Origin of the sequence: Micromonospora sp. DH14 (assembly GCF_029809455.1) — a bacterium.
Classification (GTDB): domain Bacteria; phylum Actinomycetota; class Actinomycetes; order Mycobacteriales; family Micromonosporaceae; genus Micromonospora; species Micromonospora parva.
This window is the reverse complement of record NZ_JARVKT010000024.1, coordinates 51550-65004: the sequence shown is the minus strand read 5'-3', so window position 1 is coordinate 65004 and position 13455 is coordinate 51550. Positions and strand designations below refer to the sequence as shown.

The window sequence follows — 13455 nt, the reverse complement described above, 5'->3', positions numbered from 1 at the left end:
TGGGCACATGTGGCAGGCCGAGGTACGCGTCGATCTTGACGCCATCCGCGAGAACGTGGGCAGGCTCCGCGCCGGCACCACCGCCGAGCTGATGGCGGTGGTGAAGGCCGACGGGTACGGCCACGGCATGCTTCCGGCCGCCCGCGCGGCGCTCGACGGCGGCGCCGACTGGCTCGGCGTCTGCACCCTCGACGAGGCGCTCACCCTGCGCCGGGCCGGGGTGACAGTGCCGGTGCTGGCCTGGCTGCTCGCGCCCGGGTTGCCGCTGCACGAGGGGGTCAGCGCCGGGGTGGACCTCGGCGCGGCCAGCCTGGGGCAACTGGACGAGATGATCGAGGCGAGTCGCCTCGCCGGGCGTCCCGCCCGCCTCCACCTCAAGATCGACACGGGGTTGTCCCGGGGCGGCGCGACAGTCGCCGACTGGCCCGCGCTGCTGGACGCCGCCGCGAAGGCGCAGGCCGACGGCCTGGTCGAGGTGGTCGGCGTGTGGAGCCACTTCGTGTACGCGGACTCGCCCGGCCACCCCACCACCGACCGCCAACTGGCCGTCTTCCACGAGGGGCTGGCCATGGTCGAGCGGGCCGGGCTGCGACCGCGCTGGCGGCACCTCGCCAACTCGGCCGCCACCCTCACCCGCCCGGACACCCACTTCGACCTGGTCCGTCCGGGCCTGGCCATCTACGGGCTCTCCCCGGTGGCCGGCGAGACGTACGGGTTGCGGCCGGCGATGAGCGCCCGCGCCCGGGTGATGCTCACCAAGCGGGTGCCCGCCGGCACCGGCATCTCCTACGGGCACGCCTACACGACGCAAGCCGACGCGAACCTGGCCGTGGTGCCGCTCGGGTACGCCGACGGGGTCCCCCGGCACGCGTCCAACACCGGCCCGGTGCAGCTCGGCGGCGTACGCCGGACGATCTCGGGTCGGGTCTGCATGGACCAGTTCGTGCTCGACTGCGGCGACGACCCGGTGGCCGACGGCGACGTGGCGACGCTGTTCGGCAGCGGTGCCGACGGAGAGCCGACCGCTGACGACTGGGCCGAGGCGGTCGGCACGATCAACTACGAGATCGTCACCCGGTTCGGCGGCACGCGGGTGCCCCGCGTCTACGACGGCGAAAGAGCATGAGTTATCGCATTCCGCGTCCGCGGACGGCCGCTGGTCGGGTCGCGGGGATCGTCGGCGCGGCGGTGGGGGTGGCCGCGGCGGGGCTGGCGGCCGGGGTGGCGACCGAGCGGACCCTGGTCCGCCGGCTCAAGGCCGACCCGGCCGACCGCTACGCGCACGAGACGTTCGACGAGCAGCGGTACGACGAGGCGTTCCGGCTGGAGTTGCCGGACGGCACCGACATCCACGTCGAGGTGGTCGAGCCGACCCGGCCGGTGCCGGGGCGCCCGACGGTGGTGCTGGTGCACGGCTTCTGCCTGGACATGGGCACGTTCCACTTCCAGCGTCAGATGCTCGCCGCCCGCGGTGACTACCGGATCGTGGCGTACGACCAGCCCGGTCACGGCCGGTCCGGCCGGTTGGAGACCGGGGAGTACGACCTCACGGTGCTCGGCCGGACGCTGCGCCAGGTGATCGACCGGACCGCCCCGGACGGGCCGCTGGTGCTGGTCGGTCACTCGATGGGCGGCATGACCATCATGGCGTTCGCCGAGTTGTTCCCGGAGCTGTTCGGCGACCGGGTGGTGGGCACCGTTCTGATGGCCACGTCGGGCGGGCTCATCGCGGAGACCAAGCTGGTAGCTCCCGCGCTGCTCGGCCGGGTCGGTGGCCCGGTGCTCTACATGGTCAGCAACGCCACCCGCTACGGCGGGCCGGTGATCGACAAGGCCCGCAAGTCCACCTCGAACGTGGCCTGGCTGTTGACCCGCAAGTACGGCTTCGGCACCCGCAAACCCAGCCCGTCGCTGGTGTCCTACGTGGAGGCGATGAACTCCCGGACGTCGGCCGACACGGTGACCCGCTACCTGCGGACCCTGGCGACCCACTCGCGCTTCCCGGCGCTGGCGGCGCTGGCGGCGACTCCGGTGCTGGTGGTGGTCGGCGACAAGGACATGATCACTCCGGTGACACACTCCGAGGAGATCGTCCGCCGGTTGCCGCACGCCGAGTTCGTGAAGATCAAGGACAGCGGTCACGTGGTGATGTTGGAGCACGCGGACGAGGTCAACGCCGCCCTGGCGCGGTTTTTGGAGTCATTGCAGAGCGGGGAGGAACGGTGAGTCACGTCGTCAAGCTGCCGGCTGTCGAGGACACCCGGGATTTCGGCCGACGGCTGGCCGGGCTGCTGCGCGCCGGAGACCTGGTGTTGCTGACCGGCCCGTTGGGTGCCGGCAAGACCGCGCTCACCCAGGGCATCGGCGCCGGGCTCGGTGTCCTCGGGGACATCACGTCGCCGACCTTCGTGATCGCCCGGGTGCACCGACCCGATCCGGCCCGGGGCGGTCGGGTGGCGCTGGTGCACGCCGACGCGTACCGGTTGGGCGACGCCACCGATCCGCGCGCCGAGATCGACGACCTGGACCTCGACGCGTCGGTGGACGACTCGGTGACCGTGGTGGAGTGGGGCGAGGGCCTGGTGGAGCAGCTGGTGGACGCGCATCTACGGGTCCGCATCGACCGCCGCGACGACGACACCCGCATCGTGGAGCTGGACCCGGTCGGCGGCGACTGGGCCCGGCGGCTCGCCGATCTGGGCTAGCTCGGCGGCTGTCGTACCCGATGCCTAGAGTGCGGGGGTCCGACCCGCGCTGTGAGAGGTTCCTGAATGCCCGACGACGCTCCCGCCCTGGATCTGCTGGCCCTGCTGCCGGAGCAGTGGCGTGCCGTGCTCACCCCGCACCTCGACCCGGCGCGCACCGCCGCGCTGGGCGAGTTCGTCGCCCGGGAGTACGCGACGCAGACCGTCTTCCCGCCGCTGGAGGACCTGTTCTCGGCCTACCGGCTCTGCCCGCCGCAGGGCACCCGGGTGCTGATCCTGGGGCAGGATCCCTACCACCGGGCCGGGCAGGCACACGGGTTGAGCTTCAGCGTCCGCGACGGGGTGACGGTTCCGCCGTCGTTGCGCAACGTCTTCAAGGAGTTGGGTGAGGACGTGGGTGTTCCCAAGCCGCGTGGCGGCAACCTCAACGGTTGGGCCGCCCAGGGTGTGCTGCTGCTCAACGCGGTGCTGACCGTCCGGCAGGCCACCCCTGGCTCGCACGCCAACGCCGGGTGGGAAGAGTTCACCGACGCGACGATCCGCGCGCTGGACGCGGCACCGGAGCGGGTGGTCTTCCTGCTCTGGGGTGGCTACGCCCGTAAGAAGGCCGCGCTGGTCACCAATCCGCAGCACGTGGTGCTGGAGGCGGGCCACCCCAGCCCGATGAACCCGCGTGGCTTCCTGGGCAGCCGTCCGTTCAGCGCCGCCAACAAGGCGCTGGCCGACGCCGGCCTACCCACCATCGACTGGGAGCGCACCGCCGGCTGAGCTGACACTCTGCGCGCGGGACCGGCAGTTGGCTCAGCTGTCGTTGGCCAACCGCCGGTCCCGGTAGCGGCGTAACAACTCGGCGGCGCGTGGCTCGCTGAGCGCCAGCTCGACAAGTGGCACCACCTGGTAGCTCCGCCCGCCGTGGCGCACCTCGATGGTCTCGGGCAGTTCGTCGCACATCGTGGCCCTGATCTCCCCGTAGCGGGTCGACCACAGGTGTTCGCCCGGCTCCTCGGGCTCCAACCACACTCCGCCGAACTCACCCCAGCGGGCGTTCCACCGCTGGCCGTAGTTCGCCTCCAGCCAGCGGGTGAACGGTTTGGCGTCCTGCCAGCGCAGGGCGATCTCCAGCGCGTCGACCGGCACCGGCGCGCCCTGTAGCAACGCCGCGGTGCAACCGGTGATCACCTGCGGGAAGTCGGTGAGTCGATCCAGTAGCCGATCCAGCCCCAACCCGTCGATCCGCTCGGCGATCGGCCGCGTGGCCAGGTCGTCGATCCGGGCGTCGAGGTGCGCGTCCAACGGCTCGACCCCGACCACCAACTGCACGTCCATCGCGGCAAGCAACCGCTCCAATACGGCGATGCTGGGCGCTCGATTGCCGCCTTCGATGCGGGCGACCGTGGCCTGGCTGACTCCGGCCACATCGGCCAGCTCGGCCTGGCTCAGCTCGCGCGAGTGGCGTTGCGCACGGATGACGGTGCCGAGCAGGCCGGCGAGACGCGTGGATGGCATCCCGGGATGGTGGATCACGCCGAGCCCGGACCGAAACCGCTGAGGCGGATTGACGACTGGACGGCCTCTGCCGCGTTTCAGCGGCCAAGGCGACCTGCCCTGCCCCCGGCGACCGGGCCCTTTCCCTGACGAGCGGTATACCTGTGAGTCATAAAGATGACCCGTAGGTATACCGCTTACTCCGGAATGTCACCCGTCGCCCTCGCCGAGCGGACCGATCAAGCAGGTCGGGCCGGGCGGCAGGTCAGGCGGCTCGGGCCGGGCGGCAAGTCAGGCGGCGCGAGCGGGCCGAGCTGTGCGCTGCGGGCAGGTCGGGCTGGGCGGCTCGGGCGGATGGGCGTGACAGTGGGTGGTGGCGGGGGCGGGGCGGGGCGTGACCGGGGCGCGGGGCGGGGCGGCTAGGCTGGCTTACCGTGCTCGTACTCGTGGTGGACAGCTCGACGCCCGCGGTCACCGCGGCGCTGGTGGAGGTCTCGGCAGACGGCGTGGCGTCGCGGGCGCAGCGGTGCACCGTCGATGCCCGCGCGCACGGTGAGCTGCTCGCGCCCCAGGTGGACGCGGTCCTCGCCGACGCCGACGCGCGTCCGCGTGACCTGACCGCCATCGTCGCCGGGCTCGGCCCGGGACCGTTCACCGGGCTGCGGGTCGGGCTGGTCACCGCCGCGACCATGGGTCAGGTGCTCGGCATCCCCACGTACGGTGTCTGTTCGTTGGACGCCATCGGCTACCCGGCGGCGTCCGGCGCGCCCGTCCTGGCGGGCAGCGATGCCCGGCGCAAGGAGCTCTACTGGGCCGTCTACGACGGCGCCGGTCAGCGGATCGTCGGGCCTGAGGTGTCCGCACCGGCGGTCGCCGCCGCGCGCGCCCGCGAATTGGGCGCGACGGTCGCTGTCGGTGACGGGGCGCACCGGTACGCCGAGGTCCTGGACCTGCCCGTCCGGGTCGAGCCGCGCTACCCGGATGCGACGGTGCTGGCGCTGCTCGCCGCCGAGCGGATCCGGGCGGGCGCGCCCAGCGAACGGCTCACCCCGCTCTACCTGCGCCGCCCCGACGCGGTGGCGGCGACCGGCCGCAAACCGGTCCTGCCATGACGGCGGTACGGCTCGAACCGTTCCGTTGGTGGCACATCGACGACGTGCTGCCGATCGAGGCGGACCTCTTCGGCGCCGAGCAGTGGTCGCCCGCCATGTTCTGGAGCGAACTCGCCAACGGCCACCACTACCGGGTCGCCGTCGACCAGGACGGTTCGGTGCTCGGGTACGCCGGGCTCGCCGGTGTACCCCCGGACGAGGTCTGGGTGCAGAACATCGCCGTCCGCCGGGACGCCCAGCGGCGCGGTGTGGGCCGCGCCCTGCTGGAGGAGTTGCTCGCCGAGGCGGCCCGGCGCGACGCCCGCAGCGCCCTGTTGGAGGTCGCCGTGGACAACGCCGCGGCACAGCGGCTCTACGCGACGTACGGGTTCGAGCCGGTCGGGGTGCGCCGCGGCTACTACCAACCAAGCAACACCGACGCGCTGGTCATGCGGCGCGACGCCGAGCTGACCGGGGACGGACCACGCGACCATGGCTGACGAACCACTGATCCTGGGTATCGAGACCTCCTGCGACGAGACCGGCGTCGGCATCGTGCGGGGACACACCCTGCTGGCCGACGCGCTCGCCTCCAGCGTCGAGGAACACGCCCGGTTCGGGGGTGTGGTGCCGGAGGTGGCCAGCCGGGCACACCTGGAGGCCATCGTGCCGACCATGGACCGGGCGCTGACCGAGGCCGGCGTGACGCTTGCCGACATCGACGCGATCGCCGTCACCTCCGGGCCGGGACTGGCCGGCGCGCTGCTGGTCGGTGTCGCCGCCGCCAAGGGGTACGCGCTCGCCGCCGAGAAGCCCGTCTACGGCGTCAACCACCTCGCCGCCCACGTCGCGGTGGACACCCTTGAGCACGGCCCGCTGCCCGAGCCCGCCATCGCGCTGCTGGTGTCCGGCGGCCACTCGTCCCTCCTGCTCGTCGACGACCTGGCCCGGGGCGTCACTCCACTGGGCGCCACCATCGACGACGCGGCCGGCGAGGCGTTCGACAAGGTCGCCCGGCTGCTCGGGTTGCCGTTCCCGGGCGGTCCGCCCATCGATCGGGAGGCCCGGGCCGGCGACGCCGCCTCGATCGCCTTCCCTCGGGGCCTGACCGCCGCCAAGGACCTCGCCGCCCACCGGTACGACTTCTCGTTCTCCGGTCTGAAGACGGCGGTGGCCCGGTGGGTCGAGGCCCGTCAGCGCGCCGGCGAGCCGGTGCCGGTGGCCGACGTGGCCGCGTCCTTCCAGGAGGCGGTCTGCGACGTCCTCACCAGCAAGGCGCTCGCCGCCTGCCGCGCCCAGGGCATCGAGACCCTGGTCATCGGCGGGGGAGTGGCGGCGAACTCCCGCCTGCGGGCGATGGCCGAGCAGCGGGCCGAGAAGTACGGCATCCAGGTCCGGGTGCCCCGGCCGAAGCTGTGCACCGACAACGGTGCGATGGTGGCCGCGCTCGGTTCGCACCTGGTCGCCGCCGGGGTCGCGCCGAGCCGACTGGACCTGCCGGCCGATTCGGCGCTGCCGCTGACCACAGTCAGCGTGTGACGGGAGCGGCGGACATGATCGTGCGGATGTGGGAGGCGCGCGCCGAGGCGTACGGCGTCGCCGACCTGATCACCTGGGTGTGCGACACCGCCCTGCCCGACGTGGAGCACGACCCGCTCCACGTCTCCAGCGAGGTTTTCTCCTCCACCGACCACCGCGTGGTGGTCATCTCCAAGTGGCGCAGCAACCCGCGCCCGCTGCCGGACCCGCCCGCACTGTTGGTGGCCCGCGCCCCGCACTCCTGGGACTTCACCCAGGTAGACCGCTGACGCGAGCCACCAACAGCTGCCACCGCTGACCGTCAGTTGCGGCGCAACATCCGGTACGTGGCGATTCCGCCAGTGCCCAGCGCGGCGAGGAAGACCAACCAGACGACGGTGCTGCTGACCCCGACCTGCGGGCCGGTGTTTGCGGAGGCGGCGGCCAGCAGCCCGTCCTCACCCGGGGCGGGCAGCGCGGCCGGCGGCAGCTCCGGCCAGCGGACCAGGCCGGTGCTCTCCAGCATCTGCATGTGGTGCTGGACGAATTCGTTGGCGTCCTCGCAGAGCTTGCGGACGGTGGCGTCCCGGGTGCTGGCCCGTACCGCCCCGATCACCGGAAAGATCTTGCCGTGGGCGACCCGGAGCCGGGTGACGAAGATCTGGTCGAAGCGGGCGCCGGACGCCTTCTGCATCTCCGCCAACCAGCCCTTCTGCTCGGCCGTCGGCTCGGAGGGGATGGTCGCGCCGAGTTTGTTGGCCGCCTCCACGACGAGTTCGTCGAGCTTCTGGTGCTCGTTCGCGATGCCGGCGCCGATCTCCCGGACCTTCGCGGACTGTCCCTTCTCGGCGGCCATCTGGCCGGCTGGCATCTCCCACAGTCCGGCCAGCCGTACCCCGTTGAGCAGTGTCATGTCGGCGGCGTTGAGCTGTTGACCACCGGCGGGCGCGGCGACGGCCACTCCCGGCAGGACACCGACCCCCGCGATGATCGCGATGAGCAGCAACGCCGCCCGGTGGGTCCGATTGCCCAGTCGGCGATGGGCGGATCTGAGCGGTGCCATGTCTGTGGTGCCTCCTCGGTCCGGACCGGATCGCGTCTGGACCGGGCAGCCGTACCTGCCGGTTGCCCGTCCACCCACTGGTACGGACTGATCGCGCGATCAGTTCACCGTCGGGCGGCCCGGATCAGCGGGTGACGGCGAGCAGGCCGCCGAGCAGCAGCAGGGTGAGCGCCGCGGCGGCGAAGACCATCAGCAACTCCTGACGCCCGCGCCCGACCGGGTCGGCGTCGACGACCGGGTCCGGCAGGGCCGGTAGGTCGCGGGTCAGCGCGGCCAGGTCACCGAGGGTGCGCGCCGTCCACACCGCACCGGCCCGCTCGGAGAACTCGTCCAGGGTCAGCCGGCCCGCCGCGGTGTGCTGGTGCAGCGCGGCGACCACCCGGTTGCGGTCGTCGTCGGAGGCGCGCAGCTCGACATCCACGCCGGACAGCGTACGCGGATCAGCCCACGTCGAGGGGGTCCGCGAGGAGCCGTTCGAAGGCCAACTCGGCGGCGCCGATCAGGGGTGCGTCAGCGCCCAGTTTCGGGGTGCGCAGCCGGACGTGTTCCAGGCAGGCGCCGAGCGCGTTGGAGTTGAGCCGACTGCGGATCTGGGCCGCCGCCGCGAGGTAGAGGTCACGCATGGTCCCACCGAAGATGACCATCTCGGGGTTGAAGATGTTCACCAGGTTGGCCACCCCGAAGCCGAGCCAGTCACCGGCCTGACGGACCGCCGTCTGGGCCCGGGCGTCTCCCCGGTCGGCTGCGTCGAAGACCTCCAACAGTGCGTCGCGGCCCCGGGCGTCGGAGCGTCCGGCGGCGTGCAGGAGGCCGTGCTCACCGATCTCGGTCTCCCAGCAGCCCCGGGAGCCGCACTCACACTGCCTGCCGTCGCGGACCACCTTCATGTGGCCGACCTCGCCGCCGTATCCACCGTGGCCGGTCAGCCGACGTCCACCGGCGATGATGCCGGCCCCCACGCCGACGTCGCCGTACAGGTAGAGGACGTTGTCGCAGCCCGCCGCCACACCCCGGGCGTGCTCGGCGAACGCGGCGACGTCGGCGACGTTGCCCACGGTGATCGGCACGGCGATGCCCAACTCGTCGGCGAGGGCCGCGCCGATCGGCTCGTCCACCCAACCGGTGGTGGGGCCGAGCCGGACCAGACCGTCGTCCCGGCGGACCATGCCGCACACCGCGACGCCGGCACCGACGCAGATCGCGTCGGCCGGAACCGTCTGCTGCATCTCCTTGACCGCGCCGGCCAGCAGCGGCGCGGCCTCCGCAGCCAGCAGGCCGCGTGGCCGGTCCAGATCCCGGCGGTCCAGGACCGCGCCGCCCAGCCCGATCCGGGCCGCGCGCAGGCGGTCCACCTCCACCGAGTACGCGTACGCGTAGACCCGGGCCGACTCGGGCCGGACGACAAGTGACGGTCGTCCGGCCCGGCCGGTCTCCTTCGGTGCCCCTTCGCTGACCAGCCCCACTGCGGACAGGTCGGCGGTGAGCGCGCCGATGGTGCTGCGGTTGAGGCCCAGTGTGGTGGTCAGTTCGGCGCGTGTGGTCGCCCCGTGGACGTGCACGTGCCGCAGCAGGGCACCGAGGTTCTGCCGTCGGACGTCATCCTGGCTTGGTCCTGGGCGCATGCTGGTGCTACCTCCCGCGCGGTCAGCGGGTGCCGGTGGCTGCCGCGCGGCGGCGGGAGAGCGCGTCGACGCTGGCGGCGAGCAGCAGCACGACGCCGGTGACCACGTACTTGACTCCCGCGCTGTACCCCATCAGGCCCATTCCGTTTTCGATGACCGCGACGACCGCGCCGCCGAGCACGGCGTCGAGGACGCGGCCCTTGCCACCGAAGAGGCTGGTGCCGCCGATCACCGCCGCGCCGACCGCGTAGAGCAGTACGTTACTGCCCCCGGTGTTCGGGTCGACCGAGTTGGCCCGGCTGGCCGCCACGATGCCACCGATGGCGGCCATCGACGAGCAGATCATGAAGACCGAGATCCGGATCCGGTCGACCTCGATGCCGGCCCGCCGGGCGGCTTCCCGGTTGCCGCCCACGGCGTAGATGTGCCGGCCGTAGCTGGTGCGTTGCAGCACGAAGGTCCCGATGACCAGCAGCACCGCGATGACCGGCACCACGATCGGCACGCCCTTGAGTGAGCTGATCAGGACGTTGCGGCTGCGCTCCAGGTTGAGCACGTACACGGCGGTGCCGAGGATGACGGCGAGCCCGCCGATCCGCAGCGCCACCACCGCGATCGGGTCGGTGATCAGACCGCGGGCCACCCGGGTGCGGTGACGCAGCAGTTGCACCGCCGCGTAGCCGACGACCGCGACGGCGGTCAGCGCCCAGCCCACTGTGGGGGCGAGGTTGCGGTTGGCGATGGCGACCAGCACCTCGTCGCGGACGGAGATGTTGGTGCCCTCCTTGACGAGCAGCAGCACGACGCCCTGGAAGGCGAGGAACCCGGCGAGGGTGACCACGAAGGACGGAATGCCGATCTTCGCGACCAGCATGCCGAGCGTGGTGCCGATGAGCACGCCGGTGGCGATCGCGGCGAGCACGGCGACCCACCAGGGGTAGCCGAGCACGGTGACCACATTGGCCAGCACCGCCGCGCAGACCCCGCTGGCGAAGCCGGCGGAGAGGTCGATCTCGCCGAGCAGCAGCACGAAGACCAGACCCATCGCGATCAGCGTGACCGCCGCGCCCTGGGTGAAGAGGTTGGCGAAGTTGCCGGCCGACAGGAACGACGACGGCCGCATGATGGCGAAGACGGTGCAGAGCACGATCAGGCCGAGCACGGCCGGCAGCGCGCCGACGTCGCCACCGCGTACCCGACTCAGGTAGTTGCGGACGTGGCCCCCGACGGTCGGCGGGGGTGTGACGGCGGCGGGGCCGTCCTTCCGCACGGCGGTGGTGGTCATCGGACGCCTCCTGAGATCGAGTCGGCCGGCTGCGGGCCGTCGCCGTTGCTGCCCGGGTCGGTGGCGAGGCCGAGCCCGCCCGAGCGCCCGGCGGTGATCAGCTCGACCACCTGGGCGTGGGTGATGTCGGTGGTCTTCACCTGGGCGACCATCTGGCCGAGGTACAGCGCGGCGATCCGGTCGGAGACGGCGAAGACGTCGTTCATGTTGTGCGAGATGAGCACCACGGCCAGGCCGTTGTCGGCGAGGCGGCGGACCAGTTCGAGCACCTGGGCGGTCTGTGCCACGCCGAGCGCCGCGGTGGGCTCGTCCAGGATGACCAGCTTGCTGTTCCAGAGCACCGCCTTGGCGATGGCCACGGTCTGGCGCTGACCGCCGGACAGGCTGGAGACGTGCTGGCGAAGTGAGGTGACGGTGCGGATGGAGAGCCCCGCCAGCGTTTCGGCGGCGAGCTGTTCCATGGTCGGCTCGTCCAGGACGATGCCGCTGCGCTTCTCCCGGCCGAGGAACATGTTCTGCACGATGTCCAGGTTGTCGCAGAGCGCGAGGTCCTGGTAGACGACCTCGATGCCGAGCGTGGCGGCGTCGCGGGGGCTGCCGATGTGTACCGGTTCACCGTTGAACAGGAACTCTCCGGCGTCGATGGGGTGGATGCCGCTGATGCACTTCACCAGGGTCGACTTGCCGGCGCCGTTGTCGCCGACCAGTGCGGTCACTTCGCCCGGGTGGACGGTCAGGGCGACGTCGCGGAGCACCTGGACGGGACCGAAGCTCTTGTCGATCCCGCGGAGTTCCAGCAGGGGAGTCGCGGACACGGGGGTCTCCTTCTTAAGGGAGGGTCGGGGCCCGTCCGGCGGGCGCCGCCCGGCACGGGAGGGTGCTCCCGTGCCGGGCGGCGATGGTCGTCCCGGCGGGTACTGCGGCGTCGGTCAGCTGATGCCGGCGTCGGCGCAGAGCTTGGCGTACGCCCCGGCGCAGACCTCTTCCTTGGTCACGTAGCCGTCGGCGATGACGTCCTTGACGTTCTCCTTGTAGATGGCCTTCGGGGTGAGCAGCACCGACGGGACGTCGCGGCCACCCTCCGGGTCCTTCACCGTCTGGCCGGTGTCCTTCTTCTCGCCCTTGGCGAGCGCGATGGCCAGGTCGGAAGCGGCCTTGGCCTCTTCCCGAACCGCCTTGTAGACGGTCATGCACTGGTCACCGACGAGGATGTTCTGCAGGCCCTCGGTGCTGGCGTCCTGCCCGGTCACCGGCACCTTGCCGTTGAGCTTGTTCTTCTTGAGGATCGAGATGGCCGCGTTGCCGAGACCGTCGTTGGCGGCCAGCACGCCGTCGATCTTGCCGTTGGCCTTGGTGAGCTGCTGCTCGAAGATCGTCGCGGCCTGCGCGTTGTCCCACGCCGGCACCGCGTCCTCGGGGCCCTTGACGTACTCCTTGGAGTCGAACTTCGGCTTGAGCACCGAGTCGTAGCCGGCCTTGAACAGGGTGGCGTTGTTGTCGGTGGGGGAGCCGTTCAGGTACGCCACGACGGGGTTCTTGACGCCCTTGTCGGTCAGGCACTTCGACAGGCCCTCGCCCTGGAGCTTGCCGACGGTCTCGTTGTCGAAGCTGACGTAGTACTGGGCGGAGCCGCCCAGGGTGAGCCGGTCGTAGTCGATGGTGGCGACGCCCTGCGACTTGGCCTTGTCCAGCACGGCCTTGCCGGTGCCGGAGTCCAGGTTGACGATCATCAGGGCGGTGACGCCACTGGTGATCATCTGGTCGGCGATGGTCTGGAAGGCCGTCTTGTCGTTCTGGGCGTTCTGGATGTCGTACTGGACGCCGGCGGCCTTGAACGCCTCCTCCAGGAACCGACGGTCCGCGGTCTCCCAGCGGGCCGAGGACTTGCTGTCCGGGAGGATCACGCCGATCTTGGGGGTCTTGGCGGCGGCGGCGCCGTCGCCGCCGGAGTCGTCGCTGCAAGCGGTCAAGCCGCCGGTCGTGAGCAGGCCCACGGCGGCGATGGTGAGGATCCCCTTACGCATGTGCAGGGTCCTTTCGGAGGTGGGGGAGGTGTTGTTTTGTTGTGTCCGGCAACGTATTTCGCGTCACACCGGCTCCACAAGACCGCGCAGGTGCCTAGTTTGTTGGGGGCGATAACAATTCAGCAACGCGACTGTTACTCCGCGGGTATCCCGCGCGGAGGGCGACGTAACGACTGTCGTCAGCTGCTCTGCAACACTGCGGTACGGGCGTCGGTCAGCGCCACCAGATCCGCCGCTGCCAGTTCCAGTTGCAGTCCGCGCCGACCAGCCGAGACGTAGATCGTCGGCAGTTGCAGCGCCGACTCGTCCAGCACCGTGGGCAACCGCCGGCGCTGCCCCAGCGGGCTGATCCCACCGCGTACGTAGCCGGTTGCCCGCTCGGCGACCGCCCGATCCGCCAGCACCGCCCGCTTGCCGCCGACCGCCGCCGCGAGCGCCTTGAGATCCAGCTCCCCGGTCACCGGCACGACCGCCACGGTGAGCGCCCCGTCGACGGCGGTCACCAGCGACTTGAACACCCGCTCCGGCGCCACGCCGAGCGCCACCGCCACCAGCGCGCCGTAGTTCGGGGCGTCCGGCGACACCCGGTACGGATGGGTGCGATGCGCGATCCCACGCTTGACCAACAGTGCCGTCGCCGGCGTGCCCTGTCCCACCACGGC

General features: G+C 71.5%; 16 protein-coding genes. 8 read left to right on the top strand and 8 right to left on the bottom strand.

What is annotated here, in order from left to right:
* The first annotated feature begins 7 nt into the window (after window positions 1-7).
* From alr to ung, 4 genes are all read left to right on the top strand, one after another.
* Window positions 8-1126, top strand: a complete 1119-nt coding sequence (gene alr / locus QCZ28_RS25320) for an alanine racemase (protein WP_279518986.1) — start codon at window positions 8-10, stop codon at window positions 1124-1126.
* Complete coding sequence (locus QCZ28_RS25315) at window positions 1123-2226, top strand: alpha/beta hydrolase (protein ID WP_030330019.1); 1104 nt, start codon at window positions 1123-1125, stop codon at window positions 2224-2226. The genes alr and QCZ28_RS25315 overlap by 4 nt, the downstream gene beginning before the upstream one ends.
* Window positions 2223-2705, top strand: coding sequence for a tRNA (adenosine(37)-N6)-threonylcarbamoyltransferase complex ATPase subunit type 1 TsaE (gene tsaE / locus QCZ28_RS25310; protein WP_030330020.1), 483 nt, complete (start codon window positions 2223-2225; stop codon window positions 2703-2705). The genes QCZ28_RS25315 and tsaE overlap by 4 nt, the downstream gene beginning before the upstream one ends.
* A gap of 66 nt (window positions 2706-2771) precedes the next feature.
* Complete coding sequence (gene ung / locus QCZ28_RS25305) at window positions 2772-3473, top strand: uracil-DNA glycosylase (RefSeq protein WP_030330021.1); 702 nt, start codon at window positions 2772-2774, stop codon at window positions 3471-3473.
* Between the two features lie 33 nt (window positions 3474-3506).
* Here the strand turns inward: ung and QCZ28_RS25300 are convergent, their stop codons facing one another.
* Window positions 3507-4211 carry a helix-turn-helix transcriptional regulator gene (locus QCZ28_RS25300; RefSeq protein WP_279518985.1) on the bottom strand — a complete coding sequence of 235 codons (705 nt, stop codon included), beginning with the start codon at window positions 4209-4211 and terminating at the stop codon, window positions 3507-3509.
* 413 nt (window positions 4212-4624) lie between these two features.
* Here QCZ28_RS25300 and tsaB point away from each other — a divergent pair, with 413 nt between their 5' ends.
* Genes tsaB through QCZ28_RS25280 form a run of 4 tightly spaced genes read left to right on the top strand, consistent with a single transcriptional unit; the run spans window position 4625 to window position 7089 of the window.
* Window positions 4625-5302, top strand: a complete 678-nt coding sequence (tsaB, locus tag QCZ28_RS25295; RefSeq protein WP_279518984.1) for a tRNA (adenosine(37)-N6)-threonylcarbamoyltransferase complex dimerization subunit type 1 TsaB — start codon at window positions 4625-4627, stop codon at window positions 5300-5302.
* Window positions 5299-5781: a ribosomal protein S18-alanine N-acetyltransferase gene (gene rimI / locus QCZ28_RS25290; protein WP_279518983.1), complete on the top strand. Its 483-nt coding sequence runs from the start codon at window positions 5299-5301 to the stop codon at window positions 5779-5781. The genes tsaB and rimI overlap by 4 nt, the downstream gene beginning before the upstream one ends.
* Window positions 5774-6820: a tRNA (adenosine(37)-N6)-threonylcarbamoyltransferase complex transferase subunit TsaD gene (tsaD, locus tag QCZ28_RS25285; RefSeq protein WP_030330026.1), complete on the top strand. Its 1047-nt coding sequence runs from the start codon at window positions 5774-5776 to the stop codon at window positions 6818-6820. Before rimI ends, tsaD begins: the two co-directional genes overlap by 8 nt.
* A gap of 14 nt (window positions 6821-6834) precedes the next feature.
* Window positions 6835-7089 carry a hypothetical protein gene (locus tag QCZ28_RS25280; RefSeq protein ID WP_279519014.1) on the top strand — a complete coding sequence of 85 codons (255 nt, stop codon included), beginning with the start codon at window positions 6835-6837 and terminating at the stop codon, window positions 7087-7089.
* 32 nt (window positions 7090-7121) lie between these two features.
* Here the strand turns inward: QCZ28_RS25280 and QCZ28_RS25275 are convergent, their stop codons facing one another.
* From QCZ28_RS25275 to ybaK, 7 genes are all read right to left on the bottom strand, one after another.
* Window positions 7122-7862, bottom strand: coding sequence for a DUF4142 domain-containing protein (locus QCZ28_RS25275; RefSeq protein WP_279518982.1), 741 nt, complete (start codon window positions 7860-7862; stop codon window positions 7122-7124).
* Window positions 7863-7986: 124 nt separating this feature from the next.
* Window positions 7987-8283 (bottom strand): DUF1707 domain-containing protein, encoded by a 297-nt coding sequence (locus tag QCZ28_RS25270; protein WP_210864727.1) that lies wholly within the window; start codon window positions 8281-8283, stop codon window positions 7987-7989.
* A gap of 19 nt (window positions 8284-8302) precedes the next feature.
* A complete protein-coding gene (locus QCZ28_RS25265) occupies window positions 8303-9484 on the bottom strand; it encodes an ROK family protein (RefSeq protein WP_210864726.1) in 1182 nt (393 codons plus the stop codon).
* Between the two features lie 22 nt (window positions 9485-9506).
* Complete coding sequence (locus tag QCZ28_RS25260) at window positions 9507-10769, bottom strand: ABC transporter permease (protein ID WP_279518981.1); 1263 nt, start codon at window positions 10767-10769, stop codon at window positions 9507-9509.
* Window positions 10766-11584 (bottom strand): ATP-binding cassette domain-containing protein, encoded by an 819-nt coding sequence (locus QCZ28_RS25255; protein ID WP_030330038.1) that lies wholly within the window; start codon window positions 11582-11584, stop codon window positions 10766-10768. The genes QCZ28_RS25260 and QCZ28_RS25255 overlap by 4 nt, the downstream gene beginning before the upstream one ends.
* Window positions 11585-11698: 114 nt before the next feature.
* On the bottom strand, window positions 11699-12793 hold the full coding sequence (locus QCZ28_RS25250) for a substrate-binding domain-containing protein (protein ID WP_279518980.1): 1095 nt from the start codon (window positions 12791-12793) through the stop codon (window positions 11699-11701).
* A 179-nt stretch (window positions 12794-12972) separates the two neighbouring features.
* On the bottom strand, window positions 12973-13452 hold the full coding sequence (gene ybaK / locus QCZ28_RS25245; RefSeq protein ID WP_279518979.1) for a Cys-tRNA(Pro) deacylase: 480 nt from the start codon (window positions 13450-13452) through the stop codon (window positions 12973-12975).
* Window positions 13453-13455: the final 3 nt, after the last annotated feature.

Bases quoted from the DNA above. Each gene is read 5' to 3' on its own strand.
- tsaD (WP_030330026.1), top strand. From the start codon at position 5,774: ATGGCTGACGAACCACTGATCCTGGGTATCGAGACCTCCTGCGACGAG.
- QCZ28_RS25265 (WP_210864726.1), bottom strand. From the start codon at position 9,484: ATGCGCCCAGGACCAAGCCAGGATGACGTCCGACGGCAGAACCTCGGT.
- ung (WP_030330021.1), top strand. From the start codon at position 2,772: ATGCCCGACGACGCTCCCGCCCTGGATCTGCTGGCCCTGCTGCCGGAG.
- QCZ28_RS25315 (WP_030330019.1), top strand. From the start codon at position 1,123: ATGAGTTATCGCATTCCGCGTCCGCGGACGGCCGCTGGTCGGGTCGCG.
- QCZ28_RS25300 (WP_279518985.1), bottom strand. From the start codon at position 4,211: ATGCCATCCACGCGTCTCGCCGGCCTGCTCGGCACCGTCATCCGTGCG.
- QCZ28_RS25250 (WP_279518980.1), bottom strand. From the start codon at position 12,793: ATGCGTAAGGGGATCCTCACCATCGCCGCCGTGGGCCTGCTCACGACC.
- alr (WP_279518986.1), top strand. From the start codon at position 8: ATGTGGCAGGCCGAGGTACGCGTCGATCTTGACGCCATCCGCGAGAAC.
- QCZ28_RS25260 (WP_279518981.1), bottom strand. From the start codon at position 10,769: ATGACCACCACCGCCGTGCGGAAGGACGGCCCCGCCGCCGTCACACCC.
- QCZ28_RS25275 (WP_279518982.1), bottom strand. From the start codon at position 7,862: ATGGCACCGCTCAGATCCGCCCATCGCCGACTGGGCAATCGGACCCAC.
- rimI (WP_279518983.1), top strand. From the start codon at position 5,299: ATGACGGCGGTACGGCTCGAACCGTTCCGTTGGTGGCACATCGACGAC.
- QCZ28_RS25280 (WP_279519014.1), top strand. From the start codon at position 6,835: ATGATCGTGCGGATGTGGGAGGCGCGCGCCGAGGCGTACGGCGTCGCC.